Genomic DNA, 22,447 nt, shown 5'->3' with positions numbered 1-22,447 from the left:
TCCCGGACCTGTTTCACCCGGCAGGGGAGCTTGCGCTCCTCTGCCGGCCGCAACACGAGCGCAACATGTGCGCCAGACGAGCTCAACACGAGCGAAAGACCAGAGAGGAGCGCAAGATGCATACGATGCGAGCCACAGACCCCAGCGGGCAGCAACACGGCCTGGGCAGAAGATGGCTGGCGGTGTTGGCCAGTCTGCTGATGATGGTGATGGCAGGGCAGGCTGTCGCGGCTGGCGACATCGATATCTTTGACGCCGCACGCGACGGCGACAATGCCGCGATTCGGAAATATGTTCAGCAGGGCGGTGATCTCTCGGTCACCAATTCCCGCAGCTATACCCCTTTCATTCTCGCGGCCTACTACGGGCATACCGACACCCTGGCGCTGCTGAAGTCTGCCGGAGCTGACGCCTGTGCACTCGATGAGAAGGGCAGCAATGCCTTCATGGGCGTGGCATTTCGCGGCTTTGACGAGACAGCCAGATGGCTGATCGCCAATACCGACTGTGATGTGAATCATCGCAATTACAGTGGCCAGACGGCGCTGATGATGGCGTCTCTGTTCGGCAATGAAGACATCATCAAGCTGTTGCTGCAGGCAGGTGCCGACCCCTCGATCCAAGATGCGCGTGGCAATACTGCGCAGTCATTGGCGGCGGCCCAGGGCCTGTCACGTATCGTGACATTGGTGAAGTTCAATATGTGAGGTCAGGCGTGACCAAGGGTGCCGGTGAAGCCTGTTCGGGGAATCTATCGGCTGACAACGCGCTTGGCTCACAGGCCCTTGGCTCACAGGCCCTTGGCGCCACCAACCCGACGTTCTATCGATTTCACGTTCCATCAATCTTGAGCTCTATCAATCTGACGTTCAGTAAAGTGCAAGTCTTGCAGATCTGACCAACCCAACCCAACGCAAAAGACGAGAAGTGACATCATGAAAGCCATGAAAGTACTGTGTGTGACAGCTGCGCTGTGTGCTGTGAGCAATGCGGCATTTGCCGACAATGGCGAAAGCGATATCCGTGTCCGTGAGGCATTGAGCGAGAGCCGTATCATGGGGCAGGCGCAGCCGGCCGAGCGCAGCACGCAAGTCTATGTGGAAAGCGGCATGAGCGTGGCGGCAGGCAGGGTGCAGCACGCCTTGAGTGAAGAAGGCAGCCGCGAACATGCTCGCAAGTGGGCCATTGAAGACAAGAATCACGCGACGGATTTCGTGAATGATGCCGGCAAGAGTGTCCCCGCCACCCGCATCGAACATGCCTTGAGCGAGAGCGCCTGACAGCCGATATCACCTCCGGGATGGAGTGTGCGTGACATCATGGTCGAGTCTTTCTGAGCGCTAGCTGCCAGCCAGCAATGATCAGTACGACACAATAACGTGAAGCCCGCCATTTGCGGAAAGACGCTTGACCATGACGATGTCATCTTGCTCCCGGAACCGGCAGGAACCCTTCAGCAAGGATTCTTGTTGAACCACGCGTTCAATCGCTGACGCCAGAATGTCTTCAATCGGCGTGATTCAGCGGATCAGAGTCCTTGCTCGAGCGCTCCTCGCGCCTATATCACTACCGACTGCCCCAGTGTTGTGCCCTGATCAGTCCTTTACACATCTCACCGAGAACATGCCATTCTTGCCAAGTGTCGCTCGGCGGATCTCGCCCTTGCGCGGATTCCACCAGGATTAGGCCAGTGTTCTGGCAAACGCTTTCGTCGGCGCTGCCTCACTGCGGGTCCAGAATTCGGCGTAGGCGCCTTGGGTGATATACCAGCCCTTCCACTTCACGCCCGCCGGTCTGGCAGAAAAGCCGGTGAGATTGATGCGCGCCTGATCGAAGGACGTCAACAGGGAGTCGGGTTGAGTCGCCTTGAGCGTGATGGCGATATCATGATCGCCACGCCAGCCCGTCGAGTCGATCTCCTTTTCTGCAATTCCGATGGCGCGTTCCAGCGCTTTCCAGTCCTCATCCGAGGCGACTCTCCAGCCCGCCGGGCAAAGATTGCGTGCATCACTGACATCGTGCCAGTCATATAGACGGCCATATGACAACAGGTTGTCTGGGTCATCCTCAGGGATGAATGCCGTCCGGATGGGCGAGCCATCCTGAAAGCGAGTCGTTCTAAGGTTGTCGGCAAGCCAGGTCTGATCACCAATCTTCACGCTGCGATAGGTATTGCCTTCACTGTCCTGAATCGAGGTCTCCGGCTGGATGAACTCGTCATAAAGGCTGTTGGCAAACGACATGTTCGGAATCATCATCAGAAGACCTGTCACTACCAGTGATACATTCATGGGATTCGCCTCCCTGAAGGTGGCGGGAAGGTCGGTGGTCGGCTCAAGGTCAAATCGGCCAGCTCAACTGCGTTGCCTTCTCCGAGACTTGCCATAACCGGGTCATGAGGCTCTTCTCCAGAACGAATGCCCCCAATTCGCACTCGCCCACCGGCCCGCCGAAATTCATCAGCCCCGTCGGGCCATGGTAGGCCCGCTGCCTGAGGGTCTCCTCGGTGGCGCACATGACTTCCGGGTAAGCGCCTTTCTCCGCCGTCTGCGCCATGCCCGTCTTCACCATCACTGCCCAGCTGAGTCGAGTCGCCAGATTGGCGTTGTCACGAATCAGTGAGGTATTGGACGCGCCCGGATGGCAGACAAAGACGTTTACCTGGCGGTCTGCCGCCTCAATCCTGTCCTGCAATTCATAGGCGAACATCATCTGCGCCAGCTTGCTGTGGCTATAGACCTTGTTCGGGTGATAGTTGTGCTCCCAGTTCATGTCATCGAACTGGATGGTTTTCAGGCCCATCTTGTGGCCTTCACTGGAGACCACGACGATCCGCCCGTTGGAGGCATCGATACGCTCGAACAGCAGCCCGCACAGCAGGAAATGCCCGTAGTGATTCACGCCCAGCTGACTTTCGAAACCGTCGACGGTGAGTTGCTGTCGGGAAACCTGGGCGATGGCGCCATTGCAGATGAGGGCATCGATCTGCGGGACCTCCTCCAGCACTTCCGCGGCCGCTCTGCGTACGCAGGCCAGTTCCGCCAGATCCATGCGTATATGACTGACATTCGCCGCGGGGCCAAACTCCTCTTGCAGCGCCGCGATGGCCGCCTCTGATCTGGTCGGGTTGCGATTCAGCATCACGACGGCGGCACCCTTGCTCAGCAATATGCGCGTCGCCTGAAAGCCCGCGCCGCTATTGGCGCCGGTGATGAGATAGGTCTTGCCGACGAGCGAGCCGATTCTGTCCGGGGTCCAGCCCTTGGGGCCAAATGGGGTGTTGCGAGTCATGGTCAAGATCCTGATGGCAGGTATGCGGCGGTTGCGCTTTGGTCATGTCAGGGGAGCACACGAGAGCTGCGTCTGGCTTTGCGTACGGTCGTGTCCTGTGAGCCTTGCGTGTCTGGTGCGTGTTTGCTGAAGAGACACTATAAGTATCGCTAATGACGATATATAGGCGCTATAGTCGCTAAAACTTGCCTATTCGTATCGGAAGGAGAGGAGGGTGCGGCATCCGCGAACGGGAGCGCTGGTGGCTGCGACAGAGTGAGTGAGTCACACCACGAGCAGCCTGTTTTGTGCGCCAGGCATGAAAAATCCCGCCTCGAGGGGCGGGATTTCACGAGACGGGGTTTCATTGGGCGGGAATTGAGGGAGAAGACGCGACGATGTCTAGTACTGCGCAGCGAGCTTTTAGTTCCGCGCCGCGAGCTTCTGGGAAATCTGCGCCACCAGTCTCGGCAGCTCGCGCGCATGGTGCATTCGCAGTGCGCCACGCGGCGTTTCATGGCCGTCGTCGTGATGGGCGAAGTGGATGACCTGCATGCCGGCATCCAGCCCTGCCTGTACCCCAACGATGGCATCATCGATCACCACACAATGTGATGGCGAAAAGCCCATCTGCTCGGCTGCGAGTCGATAGATACGCGGGTCCGGCTTCCACACGCCCAGGGTATAGGCGCTGTAGATATGGCCATCGAAGAAGCGCGCCAGGCGTGTGGTATCGAGCGCCAGACGCACCTTGCGCTCAGGCCCGTTGGACACCACGCCACAGGGGTAGCCTTCAAGCTCCATCAAGGCGGCTGACATGCCGGGCATCGCCGTCAGGTGTGCCTTCATCATCTCTTCCAGCAGGGCGCGCATCTCGCCTTCCATGCGCCGTGTGGGGGCTTCTTCCAGAACGCCATGAACTGCCTCCAGCGTGCGCACGATGCTCATGAAACGCATGCCGCGAAACTCGTTCATGTAGCGGTCGCTGGTAAACGGCAGACCATAGCGGGGCAGGGTGCTGGACATGGCCTCGGCGAGGAGGATTTCGCTATCAACCAGGGTGCCATCGGAATCAAACAGCAGGCAGAGTTCAGCCATCGATGCCTCTCGTGGGCGTCAGGAATGTGTGGTCTTCGACCTTAGCAGGTTCCCGCTCGCTGTCACCATGTCACGCAGCAAGAGTTGCCGAAAGCGCGCTTGGCAGTGGAGGGAAGCGTGATAGGCATATGAGATTTTCGGCATTAAGATGAGAATGCTTCTCGATCATGTGTTTGTTGACAGTATCAACTATCTGCCAATATAGTTGACCTATACCAACCATATGGTGAGTGACACATGAGTCAGACATCACTCAATGATGTGCTGCATCAGCTGATGCATGTCTATCGCAGGCAGCTTCGCTTGGGCATCCAGCGCTACCAGCTTGATCTGCCTGTCACGCACATTCGGGTGCTGAAGGGCATTGGTCGTACCTCCGAGTGTACGGCGCACAAGATCGTGCAGCATTTGGGGCAGGACAAGGCGCGCGTGACGCGGGTGCTCAATGAATTGTTGACGGCGGGATTGATCATCAAGACGGAAAATCCGCAGGACCGTCGCAGCCTGTTTCTCGCCCTTACCGAGGCGGGCCACGACATGCTCAAAGAGATTGAAGCCCTGGAAGATGAGACCGCTCAGCGGATGGCGGGAGACCTCAGCGATGAGGAGGTCGCCACATTCATGAAAACGGCATCTGCCATGATCCACAATACAAGCGAGTGTGAAGCACGCGATGCTGAACAACTTGAAGGCGTTTGCCAGAGGAGTGCGCAAGATGGGTAAGCCCGCAATGCGAGAGCTTGAAGTGATTCGTTCCACCCCGGTGACGGAGCATATGCTGCGCGTCACCTTGGGCGGGGAGAATATCGGCTCCATTCCCGAGGGGCAGGAGAGCGCCTATATCAAACTGGTGTTTCCGCGCGGGGAAGGCGAGCGCCCGATGATGCGCACCTATACCATTCGTCATCACCGTTCGACCGAGATCGATGTTGATTTTGCGCTGCACGATCACGCCGGCCCGGCATCTGCCTGGGCCGTCAGCGCCCAGCCGGGGGACCGCATCACCATCGGCGGCCCGGGGCCAAAGAAGCTGATCAACATGGAAGCCGACTGGTTCCTGCTGGCGGGTGACATGACGGCCTTGCCGGCGATCAGCGTCAATCTGGCCGAGCTACCGGCCCAGGCGCGCGGTCACGCCGTCATCGAGGTGACCAGCGAAGCCGATATCCAGACGCTTGAGCATCCTGCCGGCATCGAGCTGCACTGGGTCATCAATGCGCAACCGGACCCGAGCGGCCAGCCGCTGCTGGACAAGATCGCCTCCTTGCCGAGCCTAGAGGGCCAGGTGTCTGTCTGGGCGGCCTGTGAATTCGGCAGCATGCGAGCGCTGCGTGCGCACCTCAAGCAGGTGCATGAGATCCCCAAGTCCCACTTCTATGTCTCCAGCTACTGGAAGATCGGACAATCAGAAGACGGTCACAAGCTGGCCAAGCAGCAGGACGCCGAGGCGGAAGGGGCGTGATCACGCCACCTCTGTGATCGCCTTGAGGTCTCTGAGCAAGTGAATGAGCTGCTTTTCCCCAATGCCCTGATGCACGCCTGCATCAGGGCATTTCGTTGTCGCAATGAAGCCCTGTCCCTGTAGATAGCCGTGCGTAATTTGAAGGGATTGCCGTGTCACTTGAAAGGGTGGCGGGCCAGATAATCCTGAGTGTGCTCAATGAAATGGCGGATCCGAAGCGGCAGCACGGCATGATGTTGATAGACCAGATGGATGTCGGCATTGGGCAATTGATACTCCTCGAACAGTATCTTGAGTTCTCCCGCCTCGACATAAGGCGCCACATCCCATTCCGCTCGCAGCACGATTCCGCGGCCATCCAGGGCCCAGCGAAGGGCGCTTTCCCCATCATTGGTGGACAGGCTGCCGCCCACCATGACGCTACAGGTTTCCTCACTGCCCTGAAATTTCCAGATGCTCCATGAGTCCCGATTCTGATGCAGGGTGATGCATTCGTGGTTGGCCAGTTCATCGGGATGCTGCGGGCACCCGTGGCGGGCAAGGTAATGCGGAGAGGCACAGACGATGCGGCGGTGTGAGGCGATCTTGCGCGCATGCAGATTGGAATCGGGCAGCTCGCCGAATCGAATGGCGACGTCAAAGGCACCATCGACCATGGCGTGCGGGATGTCGGAAAGATGCAATGTCACCTCGACCTGCGGATACGCCTGAACGAAGCCCGAGATGATGGGCGCCATGTACTTGCGCCCGAAGCCCAGCGGGGCGTTCACCTTTAGTCTTCCTCTTACCTGCCCCTCATGGCGGGAAAGCTGCTCTTCCATCTCCAGCACCTGGCTCAAGGTCTGTTCCGCATGGCGCTGATATATCTGGCCTTCGGGCGTGAGGCTCATGGAGCGCGTGCTGCGGTTAAATAATTGAATCTTGAGTCTTTTTTCAATGTTTGCCAGTCGCTTGCTGACGGCTGCCGGACTGATGTCCAGCACGCGGGCGGCGTTGGACATGCTGCCTTCCCGACAGAGCGTCAGGAAGAAATCGAGTTCTGTGAGCGATTGCATTTTCAACTTCCTGGTTGAAGGTGTTGTGAATGCTAGTGCATTGTCGGCTCGGTTGCTCGCTGGCTAGTGTGTGATCACGCCTTGATTCACCCACCCCAATGACAAGAGAGCCTACATCATGAATAGCCACCGTATTGCAGTCATCCCGGGCGATGGTATCGGTCTTGAAGTCATCGAAGCCGGCAAGCGTGTGCTGGAAGTGCTGGCGGAAGACAATACCGACGTCACCTTCGACTTCGTCGACTTCGACTGGAGCTCCGAGCGGTACCTCAAGACTGGCCAGTACATTCCGGATGGCGGCATCGAGGAGCTCAAGACCTTTGATGCCATCTATTTCGGCGCCGTAGGCAGCGAAAAGGTGCCGGATCACATCTCGCTGTGGGACCTGCGCCTCAAGATCTGTCAGGGGTTCGATCAGTACGCCAATGTGCGCCCCGCCCGTGTTTTCCCGGGGATCACCAGCCGTCTTCAGCAGGCGGAGGATATCGACTGGGTCATCATTCGCGAAAACAGTGAAGGGGAATACTCCGGGAATGGCGGCCGTGTCCACCAGGGGCTTCCGGAGGAGGTGGGGACTGAAGTCTCGATCTTCACTCGCAAGGGCATCGAGCGCATTCACCGCTTCGCCTTTGAAATGGCGCAGTCCCGTCCGCGCAAGCATCTCACGCTGGTGACCAAGTCCAATGCCCAGCGCCACGGTATGGTGTTGTGGGACGAGATCTTCTTCGAAGTCGCCAAGGACTACCCGGACGTCACGATCACGCGTGAACTGGTCGACGCCATCACGACACGCATGGTCCTCAAGCCCCACATGCTAGACGTCATCGTCGCGACCAACCTGCATGCCGATATCATTTCCGATCTCGCTGCGGCTCTGAGCGGCAGCCTGGGGATTGCCCCGACCGCCAACCTCAATCCGGAAGGCACCTTCCCCTCCATGTTCGAGCCTATCCACGGCTCTGCCTTCGATATCACCGGCAAGGGCATCGCCAATCCGGTGGGCGCCTTCTGGACGGCCGTCATGATGCTGGAGCATCTGGGTGAGACGGCTCTGGCCAAGCGCCTCATGACCGCCATTGAAGAAGTGGTCGCTTCGGGTCTGCATGCGCCAGATCTGGGCGGCAGCGCCACCACGCGCGAGATCACCGATGCCGTCTGTGAACGGGTTCGCGCGATACGTTAGAGCGCCGCCATCGCCTGACGCAGTCCTTGCAGCATCCAGGGGGCAGGAACGCCATGCCTGCCCCCTGCGCGTGAAGGTTCCAACCACAAGGATAATAAAATGGACGCGCAACTTCTGACGCTGGCCATTCTCATGGTCGCGATCGTACTGTTCGTCTCGGAAAAGATTCCACTTGCCCTGACTGCCATGCTGGTACTGATCAGTCTCGTGCTGGGCGACATCCTCACGCCAGAGGAAGCCTTTTCCGGGTTCATCAACAAGAACGTGATTCTCTTCTGCGCGATGTTCGTCGTCGGCGGTGCCTTGTTCGAAACCGGCATGGCCAATCGTATCGGTGGCATCGTGACGCATTTCGCCAAGACAGAGCGACAGCTGCTGCTGGCCATCATGCTGGTGACAGCGATTCTGTCCGGCTTTCTGTCCAATACCGGCACGGCTGCCGTCTTGATTCCTGCGGTGGTCGGCATCGCCAGTCGCTCCGGGATTCGCCGCTCCAAGCTTCTGATGCCGCTCGCCTTCGCTTCGGCAATGGGCGGTAATCTGTCCTTGATCGGGGCACCTGGCAACCTGATCGTCGACAGCACCTTGAGCAAGATGACCGATGGCGCTCAGTCCTTCGGTTTCTTCTCCTTTGCAATGATCGGCATTCCGATGATGATCTTCGGCCTGCTGTACTTCCTGACCATCGGCTACAAGCTCCTGCCGGATCGTCCCGGCGGCGATGGGGTCGAGATGTATGACGAGCAACCGACCATGGCCCCGCTCTGGAAGCAGTACCTGGCGTTGGGTGTGCTGGTGCTCACCATTCTGGCGATGGTCTTCGATGACGTAATCGGTTTCCCCATGCATGTCATCGGTGTCATGGGGGCACTGCTGCTGGTCTTGGCGGGTGTCATGAAGGAGCGCCGTGCGCTGGAAGCCATCGATTCCCGCGTCATCTTCCTCTTCGCGGGCATGCTGCCTATGGCCATCGCAATGCAGAAGACGGGGCTGGGCACGATGATGGCGGAGCATGTGGTCGCCTATCTGGGCGAAGCCCCATCACCGCGCGTTTTGCTCAGTGTACTGTTCGTGATATCCGCGGGTCTCTCGCAGTTCATGTCCAATACGGCCACGACAGCCCTGTTGGCCCCTATAGGCGGTGCGATCTCGGTGGGATTGGGCGCTGACCCCAGTGCGGTATTGATGGCGATCTGCATCGGCGGCTCCTGCGCCTTTGCAACGCCGCTGGGCATGCCGGCCAACACCATGGTGTTGGGGATCGGGGGATATCGCTTCAATGACTACGTCAAGGCGGGTCTGCCCCTGGTGGTCGTGGGCTACTTGGTCTGCGTCGTTTTGCTGCCTATTATCTGGCCTTTCTATCCGGCCTGACCGGAATCTGTCAACATAGTTGGCACATGAAGTGGTTCTGGCTTTTTAAAACCCTATTGCCTGCGGTATCGGATCCCGCTCCGGATTCAAATGCACTATCTCCGGCAGGTCGAGTTTTCGGATGTCACCTGACCATCGCTCCGGGTGACGCTGCTTCGCGGCCTCGAAGACCTCTCGGCGCTGCGTCAGAATGCCTTTGGCCTCGCCGTCATGACGCTGGCTCGGCGTGACGTAGCGAAGGGCGCTGTGCTGGTGCTCATGGTTGTACCACTCGGTAAATTGCTGAACCCAGTCCTGAGCCTCGGCCAGGGTGGCGAACCCGTCGACGGGGAAGCCCGGCCGGTACTTCAGCGTCTTGAAGGCCGACTCGGCGAAGGCATTGTCGTTGCTGACTCGCGGTCGGCTGTACGAGGGAGTGATGCCCAGGTCATAGAGCTTTTCCAGGAAGGTCGCTGCCTTCATCGGGCTGCCGTTATCTGAATGCAGAATCAAGGGTTTATGACGATCTGTCAGGCGCTCTCGCCAGCAGGTTTTCTGAATCAACTCAGCGGCCAGCTCGCCAGTCTCTGTTTCATAGATCTCGTGCCCGACGATCTTGCGGCTGAAGACGTCCATTATCAGGTACAGATACCACCAAGTGCCGCGCGCGGGACCGGGCAGCCACGAAATGTCCCAGCACCAAAGCTGGTTCGGCGCCGTCGCCTGGTGAGTGGTCGGTGGGCGCTTACGCTGAGGGGCCTGCTGTCGGCCCCGGTGATGTTGCTGATCATATTCATGAAGCACTCGGTATATCGTCGACTCAGAGGCCAGATAGCGGCCCTTGTCAGCCTGATCGGCCACGATGAAGGCCGGAGGGCGGCTTCGGTACTCTGGAGCGTTGCACAACGCCACGATCGCTTTTCGCTCCTCGGGAGATAGCTTGTTGGCCGGTTCCGGGCGATCGGCGTCGGGGCGGCGGTCCGCCGTCACTTCGCCTTCTGCGACCCAGCGGTAGTAGGTCCGCACGTTGATGCCCATCACCTGACAGGCCTTGGCCAGCCGAGCCCCGTCACGCTGGGCGTCTTGCACCAGGGTCACGATGCGCTGGCGATCCGGGAGGCTGGTCAGTCGTCCTCGTCGTGGGTCGTGCCCCAGATCGCCTCGGCTTTTTTTGACAGGGTCAACAGGGCCGCCGTCTCGGCGAGGGCCTTGTCCTTGCGGTGCAGCTCGCGCTCCAACTTACGGAGCCGCTTTTGCTCCGCCTTGCGAGCCTGGCGTTGTTGCTTGGCCTGCGCTGCCACGTCGTCGTTGGCGTTCATGCAGGCATCCCGCCAGGCTTCCACCTGCTCGGGGTAGAGCCCACGCTCGCGGCAATAGGCGCTGAGTTCGGCCTCGTTCATCGGGGCCGTCTCCAGGACGATCTGGAACTTCTCCTGACTGGTCCACTGGTCGGGCTGGGTGGAACGTGATGGCAAAACTTGTCCTCGCTCTCTGGCCTGTTTCCGCCAATTGTAGAGGGTTGTTGCAGTGATGCCTTCCTGTTTGGCCAATTCCGGGATGGTCATGCTCATAGGCGGCGCCATCTTCTTGAGGATGGCTTCCTTACGCTCTGTGGAATAACGCACGTTGATCACCTCTCAATCCGTTTAGGTGACAACTACGCTGGCAGATAAGGTGACGCACGCGTCACACAAAGTTTCTTTCGATATTAGTTGGCCATTGACAGTAAAGAGTAAAAGCGAAGAGGAAACATCATGATCAGAAAATACCCCACAGAGTTGGTCTGTGGGGTATTTAGTTAGACAATGGATCCAGATAAATGCCACGTTCGCATCCTTTCCTCAGCGCTACAATTGATGAACTCATCTATAATCTCACCGAATAACGCCTCTGATGCTAGGTTCTATACGCAAAGTCGGCTCGTAGGAAGCGACGTATGCTAGGCATACCCTCACATAAAAGCTACGGGCCAACTTCTCATATTGCGTCGCAATACGGCGGAACTCTTTCAGCCAACTGAATGAGCGCTCCACGCTGTTCGTTGACGGTGCATAGAATTATTGAAACCACGGGGGGGACCTTAACGGGTGGGGCGCATCATCTTTGGTTGAGCGGTGCCCGGCTTGATTCGTGCGTGGTCGCAGTAACGGCGCAACTTGTCACTGTCATAGTTCTTATCTACGACGCTGTAGCGGCAACGTTTTCGTGGCCGACCAAGATTCCTCGTTAGAAGGACCTTTTCCAGGGTGGGGTTAGAGTTCTGCATATCCGACTCTTATTCCGCCGATAGAGTGGACGCACTGTATAAATGAAATAGAAAATAGGAGAAGTTAAGGAGCGAAAGAGTGAGAGGCGGGCAACTCCGGACATTACTCAAAGAGTGTTTAAGATGTCCGGATAATGATTGGTTGCAAGGTCAAGAGTTGTTGTTGGAAAGCCCAATTTTAGACGAAGTCTGGCGCAATAAGGCGCGGTATGGCAAGTATCAGATCCGGGAAGAAGATTAGTAGCACTATGACAGCTAGCATAATTGCAAGATAAATCATAGTCATTCCCAGAGCCTGCAATAATGGGATGCCACCTATCTTTGCTGAAATCATGAGGCACAGGCCATAGGGGGGGGTAACAAGTCCCATTCCAAGCGCCATGACCCCAATCACACCGAATTGTACCGGGTTAACTCCCGCCGACATCGCCAATGGATAGAAGATAGGAGCCATGATCGCCATGGCTGGTAGCGAGTCCATGAAGGTACCGATTAACAGCATGACGGCTGTCATTATTAGTAGTAGTACAATAGGATCGCTGATACTGACGCCTTCCATCAATTTCGGTGGTATCTGATAGAAACTGATCAGATAGCCGAAGATAGAGGCACCAACTAAGCTGAAAAGTGAAAGAGAACAGAGTTTGACGGTATCGGTTGAGGCAGCGAACACTTGGTGAAGACTGAGTTCACGGTAGACCACAAACCCGAGTGCCAATGCATAGAGAACTGCAATTACTGCAGCTTCAGTCGGTGTAACGATACCACTGATGATGCCACCGATGATGACAATGGGGATCCCCGCGGCCAGTAGGCCATCCTTGCCTGAACTCATCAGTTCGGCCATGGAAGCGCGCTTGCGTACGGGCACATCGTACTTCCGTACGAATAGCATATTCAGACCGAGTTGAGCCATCCCTATCATCAATCCCGGTATTATGCCGCCCAGGAAAAGTCCTGCAATCGAAGTGTTGGTCAATGCACCCCAGATAATCATGTTGATCGAGGGCGGAATTATGATACCCATGACGGAAGATGCCGCCGTGACGGCAACCGAGAAGTTGACCGGGTAACCTTCACGCTTCATGGCAGGAATAAGTACGGTCCCGATGCCTGCGCTGTCAGCAGTAGAGGAGCCGGAGACGCCGGCGAAAAGCATGCTGACCAAAACGTTGACGTGTGCCAGTGCTCCTCTGACGTGTCCTACCAAACGCATACAAAGAGTGATTAGACGATCCGTGATTTGAGCGGCATTCATCAAGTTGCCTGCTAGCAGAAATAGAGGGACTGCTAAAAGCACGAAGGAATCCATGCCGTTATACATGCGTTGGAACATGATCCAAAAGGTCAGACGTGGATCCAGGAAAATAATGCTGGTTGCAGTAAGTACCAATGCCATGGCGATTGGTACACCAAGGACGATAAGAATGCCTAGTAGCGCAAACAAAGCCCAGGGCAAGATGAAAATCATATCCATGGACAGCATCAGGCATGACCTCCCTGATTTAATGTATCATTAGTAGAGGATAAGGAGTTTATAGCGCCATTATCTGCGGATATATCATTAGACGCCATTTCGTCGACGGCATTGGGAGTGTTAAGCACTTTCTCCATGGCGGACATCCCGTGTAATGCAGCATGTAGTAGGCGTTCAAGACTGAACAGGATGATGAATCCGCCACAGGCAGTGAATACACTGTAGACATAAATCATCGACATGCCAGAAGCAGTTGCACTTCGTCTTAGGCCAGAAATAGCGAAGTCCTTTCCGAACCAGACGAAGATGATACCTGTGGCCAGACAAGCCAGATCACGTGCCCAACGGGTCATTTGATCAGCGCGAGTTCCACTCGGAAAAGCTTCCAATACGAAATGATCGGCATGCAGTACACCCACCGCGGTTCCTAGCATGATCATCCATTGGAAGGCGAAGCGACTGAACTCCTCTGTCCAAAATAAGCGGGGGAGTAGCGGCAGATTGCGACTGAGAATCTGATAGATGATGAGAGCAATAAATCCAAACAGCAATGCGAGAAGTAAAGCATACAATATTTTTTCCAGCACACGGTTCAGGCGTGTCAGCGCGGAGAGAATAAGCGACATTAGCGCTGTCCTCGTTTATAGGAGTAAGAGAACGGCGCCCCGGATGGTGGGGTGCCGTTTTATCGTCATTTCCGCTTAGTTGACATCCTTGATCATCTGGTAGAGGTCGGTCAGATCCATATCGGCGACTACCTTCTTCAGAGGTTCCTTGACCATCTCTTGCATCTTGTCGCGATCAATCTTGTGCAGGATCATTCCTTGGTTGACGAGTGATTCGAGAGCTTCGGCATCTTGTTTGAGCTGCACCTTGCGAGCATAGGCGGCTGATTCACGTGCTGCCTTGGTGACTGCTTGCTGTTCGCTTTCGTTCAGGCGCTCCCACGTCTGTTCTGACATGGTAAGAAGGCGCACAGTAATGTCGTGATCAGTCATGACGAGATGTGGAGCAACTTCGTTGAAGCGCATCCGCAATACCCATTCCGGCTCGTTCAGTAGACCGTCAATGGCACCCAGTTGCAGCCCGGTATAAATCTCTTTCCAAGCCATGACCGATGGCTTGACTCCAATAGCCTGCCAGGCTGTGATCAAAGGCTTCGTCGGGTTGGTACGAATCTTCAACCCCTTGAGGTCTTCAAGACGATTCACAGGTTTTGTGCTGACGACTTCGCGTTTGCCACCACCAAAGTAGGCCAATACCTTGACACCGGTTTCCTGTGAAATACGGTCGGCGATCTCTTGGCCTACTTGGCCATCCAAAACCTTTTGCCAGTGATCGACATCTCGATACAGAAAAGGTACCGAGAAGATGTTGGCAGAATGAGAGAAGTCTGTGATCAGGCCTGGGCTGACAATAGCCATGTCGAGCGCACCAGCCATTTCTTGCTCAAACATTTCCGTCTCATGCCCCATGACCGAGTTCCCGAGGATAGTGACGCTGATTTCACCGTCGGTCTGGTCAGACAGCAACTCACTGAAGCGCTCTGCGCCAAGTTGATAAGCTGTTTCAGCCGTGCCCCCGTGGCCAAATCGCAGGTCCATGGCGTGTGCTGTAGTTGAAGCTCCAAGGATTACTGTCAATAGTGAGCCTGTGAGAAGAGTGCGGGGTAGGCGACGAATTTTTTTTGGATCGATCCAGTTAAAGTTCATAATTAACTCCTGGCATGGCATTGTTGTTGTCGATGGGTGGCGCTCTGGAAGGGTCGAAACGATTAGTGTCTGATGCAATCAGATGTGCGCTTCAACATCTGATTCTCATGTACCAAACTAGGTTGCTTGTGTAAGTAATTCTCAATTGAGGCATGCAGTGATATCTCTTCGAATGTCATTCTCGCTGAGTGGTTTGCCACACGAGTCGCGAATCACCAGGCTTGGGGATAGCACAACCTGCTCACGGGGGGCCTTGGGAGCAGCTATTCGGCGCAATGCCAATCGAGCCGCCTGTTCGCCAATCGCATAAGGATGCGTGGCTACACTTGTCAGAGGTGGATCGCCCAAAGCTGCCTCTTCGACATTATCAGTGCCGATGACTGCGCAGTCTTTACCCGGTGTTAGGCCTATGCGCTTGAGCCCCAGCATGACACCGAAGGCCACCATGTCGTTGTGACACATGACTGCCGTGGGCCGAGAGGTTTCCTGCATTAACTCTTGAATAAGCAGGAAACCATCCTTGCGAGTGACACCTTCGCCAAGAATCAGGCGGCGATAGGCAAGCCCATGGCGTAGCAGGCATTCATCATAGGCCTTGAGGCGATCCTGGCTGACTGCGTGCTCGGCGCCCCCGACGAAGGCGATGCGCTGATGTCCAAGTGATACTAGATGATCCATCCCCAGTCTTACGACATGACGAAAGTCAGTGCCTGCGTAATCGTACGGTGGGGTGCCGAGATAGCGCAGAATTTGGACGCAAGGCATCCCCCAGTCTTCGATCGTTTTGATCAGGTCAGGCGAGCTGCCGGCGGCAGGGCATAGAAGTAGTCCATCGACACGATGTTCGCGCATACGTTCAAGGAAACGTTGTTGGCGAGACACTGAGTCTTCACTGTTAGCCAGGAATGACACATAGTCCTGCTGGCTTAGTTCCGCATTGATGCCTGCCACCATGGCACCGAAGAACGGATTGGCAATGTCATAGACCACGACACCCAGGGTTTGCGTACGTCCTCCACGCATGGCAGCGGCGCCGCGATTGTAGACATAGCCTAATGTCTTTATCGATTTCTGAACCTTGCGACGTGTACGCTCCGCCACCAATGGGCTTTCGCGTAGCACCAGCGATACCGTGCTGCGCGAGACACCAGCATGGGCGGCAATGTCTTGCAGAGTAACACTGCTGCTGTCGCGTGAAAGTCGAGTGTCGGTCATGAGAAGGACGATTCCTGTAGCAATTGGTGCTGATCAGGCGGTGAATGCCACTGAGCATTCTGTTTTTTTTGGATTGATCTAAATCATACAGTCAAACTAGCGACAATTTCGTCATTCATCGACTCTTCTTTGGTCTAGAGGATTGCGCAGCAGGTCCTAAGCTATTCGTCTAGTGGTAGGGATATGAATTAGACAGAGGCTCTTCTTGTCAGTACTTCTGGGTTCACTGGGCTGATCGGGTTACTGCCCGCCAGCGCCAGTAACATGTTATCGACTGCACGCTGGGCCATTGCGGCACGCGTCTCATGGGTGGCCGACCCGATGTGAGGTAAGGCAACCACGTTGGGCATATACGGGAGAGGAGATTCAACTGGCAGTGGTTCCTGCTCGAACACGTCCAGCCCTGCCGCGCCAATTTGCCCCGTGTTAAGAGCCTCAATCAGCGCCTGCTCGTCGATGACCTTGCCACGCGAGATGTTGATCAGAATGCCGTTGGGCTTCATACGCTTCAAGGCAGCTGAATCAATCAGCTTTTCGGTATCTGCATTCAGCGGCACGCTCACGCAGACGAAGTCGGACGTTGCCAGCAGTTCTTGCAAACTTAAGCGCTGTGCACCCAGTTCCTTCTCCAGTTCGGGTTTTGGCGATGCCATGGTGTAGCGTATCTGCATGCCGAAGCCAAGTGATCCCCTACGTGCGATGGCAGCTCCGATACGGCCGAATCCCACCATTCCTAGTGTCTTGCCGTGAACATCACTCCCGAAGAGGTCAGGTCCAATGCTAGACTTCCAGTGACCGTCTTTTACCCAGCTGGCCAGTTCAATTGCTCGACGTGCAGTTGCCATGATCAGAAGAAATCCAGTATCTGCTGTGGTTTCGGTCAATACATCCGGGGTGTTGCACAGCAGAATATTTCGTTCGTTCAGCGTTGCTAGCGGATAATTGTCATAGCCGACCGAGATGCTTGCGATGGTTTCCAGATGCGGCGCGCTATCGATCAGCTGTGGTGTGACCTTAAGGCCAGCAGTGATGAGGCCATGTGCTTTGGCAAGCGCCGCATGAAAGGCCGGGCTATCCGCGTCTTCATGATGCTCGAAGAAATCGACATCGTAATGCTGCCGAAGCTGTGTAAGCTGTTCCTGGTTGAGTCGGCGAAAGGCAACGATACGTTTTCTCATGAGGTGTCACTCCTGTGTCAATAAAACGAAATTTTGTGCTGCCTGATGTTTGCAGGTCAGATGAGATGTTGGGTGAGGTCTTTCAGCTGATCACTGTTTGGCAACCCTTCCATATCGCCTATAACTTGGACGGCACGAGCTCCTATTAAATTGGCACGATGCAGTGCTTCAGATGGAGTGAAGCCTTCCAGCAAAGCGCTGATAAGACCTACGGCAAAGCCATCACCAGCACCAACGGTATCTAGGACGCGTGTCACCGGAATGCCTTCGACCGTATAGGACTCAAGCTGGCCATTGAGAACCCCCCGATAGTAGCTACCTTGTGGACCGAGTTTGATAATCACAGCTCGCGCACCGCGATCGAGATAGAAGTCAGCGATGGCTTCTGGTCTTTCATGGCCGGTTAAAAGGCGCCCTTCAGATAGCCCCGGTAATACCCAATCAGCTTTTACTGCCAGAGTATTGAGAGTCTCTCGCATCACGTTTTCGTTTTTCCATAGGGAAGGTCGCAGATTGGGGTCGAACGAGATACTGGCTCCGGCATTACGTGCCTTTGCCATCATGTACTCTGAAAGCTCGCAAGTGGCAGAAGATAGCGCGGGTGGAATGCCTGTGGCATGCAAATGACGCAATTGCGAAAAGTCGATGCCTTTCGCGTCCTCAATGCATAGCTGGCTTGCAGCACTGTTGCGGCGGTAGTACTCCACTGCAGGATCCTCACTATGATTGGCGCGTGCCTTGAACACCAATCCGGTGGAGTGCAGGGGGTCGGTATGCAAGAACTGGCAGTCCAGCCCCTCGTCGCCGAGTGTCTTGCGTAGATAGCGCCCAAAGCTATCGTCACCCACGCGGCTCAACCAACCAACATGAAAGCCCAGTCGTGCTAGACCGATAGCGACATTGGTATCTGCCCCTGCCACTCGGCGATGGAAGTGATCTACGCACTCTAGTGCACCGGTTTCATCGGCTACCAGCATAGCCATGGCTTCGCCAAAAGCGATGATCTCCGGAGAATTTTTACGAAAGTGTGATTTGTTCACGAATACTCCAGGAATGATTGTGTGGAACAAGAAAAATCCAGCATGTGGTAAAGCGGTCACAAAAATCGTGCTTGGAGACAGAGTAGTATTTACCGAGTAGTAGTGATCGCTCTCAGCCGCTCGACCTCGCGACGAGTAATGCTTGGTAGGTCGGATAAAGGATAGCGAAGATCGGCATGTCTCATATCGTCTTGCGCAAGAGGGGGTGTGGGTTGCAGTGGATATTCAATAGCGCGCATTACATCTTTAGGAAAATGGCGGAACATTGTAGACCACTCGCAAAGATCTTTGTCACTTGGTACGCGCGCGTGGCATTTGCCTGAGATATCAGTACTCACACCTTTGCAGTGTACATAGCGTACATGTCGGCCGAGGCGCTCCGCGGCTTGCTGTGCGCTGGCGCCACACCATTGCCAATTGCCAATATCGAACGTCATTCCTAATGAACAGCCAGCATGTTCGGCATCCTTCAAACAGGCAGTCATCGCGGAGATGGAGCCACCTTGTGAGGTCTGATCGTTCTCGATCAGTATCTGAGGGACCCCGCTATCGGTAAACAAGACTGACAGCGCTTGCCAAGTATCTCGACCGGCCCCACGATAGTCACCGAGTGCGAACTTGATGCTTTCCGCTCCCAGTGCACGTGCCTCGTGTAGTCGCCTAGACACGCTTTCGGCAGGACGCGTTTCATTCCAGAGCCCATCTGCTGTGGAATAAATTACGCCAAGTGAATGTTCTGCGCATTGCGCGCCCAGCATATCAAAAGCTTGGAAGTCAGTAGGTAATAATTCGCGACGAATCTCGACCTTGTCGGCCCCGGCCTCACGTATCCAGTCCAGGCTGGCGGCCTGCCCCTGTGCCAGTATCAAGGTACTACCGAAAGCAGAGGTGCAGACGGAAACCTGCGGAAGAGTTGAAGAACGATCAGGCTTTGGTAACGGTACCATATCAAGATATGACGTCATCCTTCCTTGTCTCCTTATAAGGGTTAAGGCATGTCAGAAATGAAAAGATAAGTGATTCAGGTAGCGTGGAAGTCAGGACAGGATGTTGAGCCACGCTTGATCAATGTTGGGTGATAGCGGATATGCCGTGACTGCCCGACGTAGGCCTCACGATTGCGCTCCAGCAGACAGGCAAAGGCACGCCGCCCGATTTCTTCCGTAGGTTGCGCCAATGTCGTGATGCCCGGAGTAAGTAGACTGCACCACTCCAGCTCGTCAATTCCCAGGAGGCCAATAGAGCCGAGGTCCAGCTTGAGCTGTTTGAGGCAACGTGCCGCCATCAACGTCATATTGCCATTGCCACACAGAATGGCAGGTCGATTTGCCGTGGACATGAACTGTTCTATCACGGGTGACAATGAAGCTAGGTCATGAGATAGCGATAGCATAAAGGTATGGCCATTTAGCGTGCCCTCATGCGCGGCTAGCTGATAGGTGAGTCGCGACAAGCGTTCTTGGCGTGAACTGGTGTGGTTGATTGGTTCGCTCAGGTAGAGAACGTCTCGATATCCAGCCTCTCTGAGATGCGCAATAGCGATGTCGATGGCGGCATCATTGTCGAGTCCAACCATGTCTGCCTCGATTCCCGGTAATTGACGGTCCAATAGCACTATAGGAAACCCGTTAGTGGCCAGATCAATAAGTTCTTGGCTGGCCTGCCCACTGGCATTGACTACCAAACCCTCAATACCATAACTGGTCAATTGAGTCAGATGGACCTGTTCAAGGAGAGGATCATTGTTGGTGTTGCAAACCATTAGAGAGAAGCCTTGCTCTCGTGCTGCTTGTTCCACCCCATGCATGGCGGCAACCGAAAAGGGGTTCCGGATATCTGCAACCAGCATACCAATCAGGCCGGTACGGCCTCCCTTAAGACTGCGTGCTATTAAGTTGGGACGATAGTTAAGTTGAGCGGCTGCCTGAGCAATGCGCTTCTGTAGGTCGGGTGATAATTGCTCGCGTGCTCCACCAAAGTAGCGAGAGACACTAGTCTTCGATGCGCGAGCCTCTTGTGCAACTTGCCTCAGGGTAGCGCGGCGGCTAGATACGAAAGTGCTTTGGTTGTCTGAAGGCATGTCACACTCGGAAATTCAAAAGTGATGGGATCGTTCCCATCGTAGTGTCATTGAAGTGTGCTGCAAGCTGATCTTTAGTCGCAGTGTCCATGGGCACTGGGGGTGTTTACTTACGTTTCACTTATTGTGTCAGGGCAAAAAGATCAGTCATGGTGGGATCAAGCTATCAAACGCCAAGTACGTTCGAGTGTAAGCGTTCGGGCATCACCGCTTGCGAGTGATCACGCAGTATGCTGCCAATGATGGGGCAGAAGTTCGTGCACTTGGCTAGCCTTTTGGGTCGGCAGCCTTTCCAGCACATTCTTCAGGTAGGTATAGGGCTCATGGCCGTTCAGCTTGGCACACTGAATGAGGCTCATGATGGTGACAGCACGCTGGCCACTGCGCAGAGATCCGGCGAACAGCCAGTTTGAACGCCCTAGCACCCGGAATCTGTCAACATAGTTGGCACATGAAGTGGTTCTGGCTTTTTAAAATCCTACTGCCTGCGGTACCGGATCCCGCTCCGGATTCAGATGCACTATCTCCGGCAGATCGAGTTTCCGGATGTCGCCTGACCACCGCTCCGGGTGACGCTGCTTCGCGGCCTCGAAGACCTCTCGGCGCTGCGTCAGAATGCCTTTGGCCTCGCCGTTATGACGCTGGCTCGGCGTGACGTAGCGAAGGGCGCTGTGCCGGTGCTCATGGTTGTACCACTCGGTAAATTGCTGAACCCAGTCCTGAGCCTCGGCCAGGGTGGCGAACCCGTCGACGGGGAAGCCCGGCCGGTACTTCAGCGTCTTGAAGGCCGACTCGGCGAAGGCATTGTCGTTGCTGACTCGCGGCCGGCTGTACGATGGTGTGATGCCCAGGTCATAGAGCTTTTCCAGGAAGGTCGCTGCCTTCATCGGGCTGCCGTTATCTGAATGCAGAATCAAGGGTTTATGACGATCTGTCAGGCGCTCTCGCCAGCAGGCTTTCTGAATCAACTCAGCAGCCAGCTCGCCAGTCTCTGTTTCATAGATCTCGTGCCCGACGATCTTGCGACTGAAGACGTCCATGATCAGGTACAGATACCACCAAGTGCCGCGCGCGGGACCGGGCAGCCACGAAATGTCCCAGCACCAAAGCTGGTTCGGCGCCGTCGCCTGGTGAGTGGTCGGTGGGCGATTACGCTGAGGGGCCTGCTGTCGGCCCCGGTGATGTTGCTGATCATATTCATGAAGCACTCGGTATATCGTCGACTCAGAGGCCAGATAGTGGCCCTTGTCAGCCTGATCGGCCACGATGAAGGCCGGAGGGCGGCTTCGATATTCTGGAGCGTTGCACAACGCCACGATCGCTTTTCGCTCCTCGGGAGATAGCTTGTTGGCGGGTTCCGGGCGATCGGCGCCGGGGCGGCGGTCCGCCGTCACTTCGCCTTCTGCGACCCAGCGGAAATAGGTCCGCACGTTGATGCCCATCACCTGACAGGCCTTGACCAGCCGAGCCCCGTCACGCTGGGCGTCTTGCACCAGGGTCACGATGTGCTGGCGATCCGGGAGGCTGGTCAGTCGTCCTCGTCGTGGGTCGTGCCCCAGATCGCCTCGGCTTTTTTTGACAGGGCCAACAGGGCCGCCGTCTCGGCGAGGGCCTTGTCCTTACGGTGCAGCTCGCGCTCCAACTTACGGAGCCGCTTTTGCTCCGCCTTGCGAGCCTGGCGTTGTTGCTTGGCCTGCGCTGCCACGTCGTCGTTGGCGTTCATGCAGGCATCCCGCCAAGCCTCCACCTGCTCGGGGTAGAGCCCACGCTCGCGGCAATAGGCACTGAGTTCGGCCGCGTTCATCGGGGCCGTCTCCAGGACGATCTGGAACTTCTCCTGGCTGGTCCACTGGTCGGGCTGGGTGGAACGTGATGGCAAAACTTGTCCTCGCTCTCTGGCCTGTTTCCGCCAATTGTAGAGGGTTGTTGCGGTGATGCCTTCCTGTTCGGCCAATTCCGGGATGGTCATGCTCGTAGGCGGCGCCATCTTCTTGAGGATGGCTTCCTTACGTTCTGTGGAATAACGCACGTTGATCACCTCTCAATCCGTTTAGGTGA

21 protein-coding genes and 1 pseudogene are annotated in these 22,447 nt (G+C 55.9%); 6 read left to right on the top strand and 16 right to left on the bottom strand.

What is annotated here, in order from left to right; all coding sequences use genetic code 11:
* The first annotated feature begins 116 nt into the window (after positions 1–116).
* Positions 117–707 carry an ankyrin repeat domain-containing protein gene (locus R1T44_RS12130; RefSeq protein WP_213115203.1) on the top strand — a complete coding sequence of 197 codons (591 nt, stop codon included), beginning with the start codon at positions 117–119 and terminating at the stop codon, positions 705–707.
* Positions 708–935: 228 nt separating this feature from the next.
* Positions 936–1,280, top strand: coding sequence for a hypothetical protein (locus R1T44_RS12125; RefSeq protein ID WP_284727441.1), 345 nt, complete (start codon positions 936–938; stop codon positions 1,278–1,280).
* Between the two features lie 402 nt (positions 1,281–1,682).
* Here R1T44_RS12125 and R1T44_RS12120 read toward each other — a convergent pair whose 3' ends face one another.
* From R1T44_RS12120 to R1T44_RS12110, 3 genes are all read right to left on the bottom strand, one after another.
* On the bottom strand, positions 1,683–2,291 hold the full coding sequence (locus R1T44_RS12120) for a fibrobacter succinogenes major paralogous domain-containing protein (protein WP_284727440.1): 609 nt from the start codon (positions 2,289–2,291) through the stop codon (positions 1,683–1,685).
* Between the two features lie 49 nt (positions 2,292–2,340).
* Positions 2,341–3,291 carry an SDR family oxidoreductase gene (locus R1T44_RS12115; RefSeq protein ID WP_284727439.1) on the bottom strand — a complete coding sequence of 317 codons (951 nt, stop codon included), beginning with the start codon at positions 3,289–3,291 and terminating at the stop codon, positions 2,341–2,343.
* A gap of 402 nt (positions 3,292–3,693) precedes the next feature.
* Entirely contained in the window at positions 3,694–4,368 is a 675-nt protein-coding gene (locus R1T44_RS12110; RefSeq protein ID WP_213115286.1) for an HAD family hydrolase, read from the bottom strand.
* Between the two features lie 237 nt (positions 4,369–4,605).
* Here R1T44_RS12110 and R1T44_RS12105 point away from each other — a divergent pair, with 237 nt between their 5' ends.
* Complete coding sequence (locus R1T44_RS12105) at positions 4,606–5,091, top strand: MarR family winged helix-turn-helix transcriptional regulator (RefSeq protein ID WP_284727438.1); 486 nt, start codon at positions 4,606–4,608, stop codon at positions 5,089–5,091.
* A complete protein-coding gene (locus R1T44_RS12100; protein WP_213115288.1) occupies positions 5,084–5,830 on the top strand; it encodes a siderophore-interacting protein in 747 nt (248 codons plus the stop codon). The genes R1T44_RS12105 and R1T44_RS12100 overlap by 8 nt, the downstream gene beginning before the upstream one ends.
* Before the next feature lie 155 nt (positions 5,831–5,985).
* Here the strand turns inward: R1T44_RS12100 and R1T44_RS12095 are convergent, their stop codons facing one another.
* The gene (locus R1T44_RS12095; RefSeq protein WP_317292095.1) at positions 5,986–6,885 is read right to left on the bottom strand and encodes a LysR substrate-binding domain-containing protein; all 900 of its coding nucleotides are present in this window, start codon (positions 6,883–6,885) and stop codon (positions 5,986–5,988) included.
* Positions 6,886–7,003: 118 nt separating this feature from the next.
* Here R1T44_RS12095 and R1T44_RS12090 point away from each other — a divergent pair, with 118 nt between their 5' ends.
* A complete protein-coding gene (locus R1T44_RS12090; protein ID WP_284727437.1) occupies positions 7,004–8,068 on the top strand; it encodes a tartrate dehydrogenase in 1,065 nt (354 codons plus the stop codon).
* A 99-nt stretch (positions 8,069–8,167) separates the two neighbouring features.
* A complete protein-coding gene (locus R1T44_RS12085; RefSeq protein ID WP_213115290.1) occupies positions 8,168–9,442 on the top strand; it encodes an SLC13 family permease in 1,275 nt (424 codons plus the stop codon).
* 45 nt (positions 9,443–9,487) lie between these two features.
* Here the strand turns inward: R1T44_RS12085 and R1T44_RS12080 are convergent.
* The 12 genes and pseudogenes from R1T44_RS12080 to R1T44_RS12025 all read right to left on the bottom strand — a co-directional run bounded on the left by R1T44_RS12080 (position 9,488) and on the right by R1T44_RS12025 (position 22,376).
* Positions 9,488–11,004, bottom strand: a protein-coding gene (locus R1T44_RS12080; RefSeq protein ID WP_284727461.1) for an IS3 family transposase whose coding sequence is annotated in 2 segments (ribosomal slippage) — positions 9,488–10,567 and positions 10,570–11,004 — 1,515 coding nt in all. Because the reading frame shifts where the segments join, the coding sequence is not laid out codon by codon here.
* Positions 11,005–11,295: 291 nt separating this feature from the next.
* The gene (locus R1T44_RS12075) at positions 11,296–11,454 is read right to left on the bottom strand and encodes a transposase (RefSeq protein ID WP_213115196.1); all 159 of its coding nucleotides are present in this window, start codon (positions 11,452–11,454) and stop codon (positions 11,296–11,298) included.
* Between the two features lie 411 nt (positions 11,455–11,865).
* Positions 11,866–13,173, bottom strand: coding sequence for a TRAP transporter large permease (locus R1T44_RS12070; protein WP_213115195.1), 1,308 nt, complete (start codon positions 13,171–13,173; stop codon positions 11,866–11,868).
* On the bottom strand, positions 13,173–13,790 hold the full coding sequence (locus R1T44_RS12065; RefSeq protein ID WP_213115194.1) for a TRAP transporter small permease: 618 nt from the start codon (positions 13,788–13,790) through the stop codon (positions 13,173–13,175). Before R1T44_RS12065 ends, R1T44_RS12070 begins: the two co-directional genes overlap by 1 nt.
* A 75-nt stretch (positions 13,791–13,865) precedes the next feature.
* Complete coding sequence (locus R1T44_RS12060; RefSeq protein WP_213115193.1) at positions 13,866–14,876, bottom strand: TRAP transporter substrate-binding protein; 1,011 nt, start codon at positions 14,874–14,876, stop codon at positions 13,866–13,868.
* Positions 14,877–15,017: 141 nt separating this feature from the next.
* Positions 15,018–16,091: a LacI family DNA-binding transcriptional regulator gene (locus R1T44_RS12055; RefSeq protein WP_213115192.1), complete on the bottom strand. Its 1,074-nt coding sequence runs from the start codon at positions 16,089–16,091 to the stop codon at positions 15,018–15,020.
* Positions 16,092–16,279: 188 nt separating this feature from the next.
* Complete coding sequence (locus tag R1T44_RS12050; protein ID WP_213115191.1) at positions 16,280–17,269, bottom strand: 2-hydroxyacid dehydrogenase; 990 nt, start codon at positions 17,267–17,269, stop codon at positions 16,280–16,282.
* Between the two features lie 56 nt (positions 17,270–17,325).
* Complete coding sequence (locus R1T44_RS12045; RefSeq protein ID WP_284727436.1) at positions 17,326–18,309, bottom strand: sugar kinase; 984 nt, start codon at positions 18,307–18,309, stop codon at positions 17,326–17,328.
* Between the two features lie 89 nt (positions 18,310–18,398).
* A complete protein-coding gene (locus R1T44_RS12040; RefSeq protein ID WP_213115190.1) occupies positions 18,399–19,274 on the bottom strand; it encodes a sugar phosphate isomerase/epimerase family protein in 876 nt (291 codons plus the stop codon).
* Positions 19,275–19,330: 56 nt separating this feature from the next.
* Positions 19,331–20,389 carry a LacI family DNA-binding transcriptional regulator gene (locus R1T44_RS12035; protein ID WP_284727435.1) on the bottom strand — a complete coding sequence of 353 codons (1,059 nt, stop codon included), beginning with the start codon at positions 20,387–20,389 and terminating at the stop codon, positions 19,331–19,333.
* A gap of 221 nt (positions 20,390–20,610) precedes the next feature.
* Positions 20,611–20,811 (bottom strand): annotated as a pseudogene (locus R1T44_RS12030) (transposase domain-containing protein); the annotation flags it as partial.
* 48 nt (positions 20,812–20,859) lie between these two features.
* Positions 20,860–22,376, bottom strand: a protein-coding gene (locus tag R1T44_RS12025; RefSeq protein ID WP_317292928.1) for an IS3 family transposase whose coding sequence is annotated in 2 segments (ribosomal slippage) — positions 20,860–21,939 and positions 21,942–22,376 — 1,515 coding nt in all. Because the reading frame shifts where the segments join, the coding sequence is not laid out codon by codon here.
* Positions 22,377–22,447: the final 71 nt, after the last annotated feature.

It is taken from the genome of Cobetia amphilecti (assembly GCF_032923285.1).
Classification (GTDB): Bacteria; Pseudomonadota; Gammaproteobacteria; order Pseudomonadales; family Halomonadaceae; genus Cobetia; species Cobetia amphilecti.
This window is presented reverse-complemented; position numbering and strand designations above follow the sequence as displayed.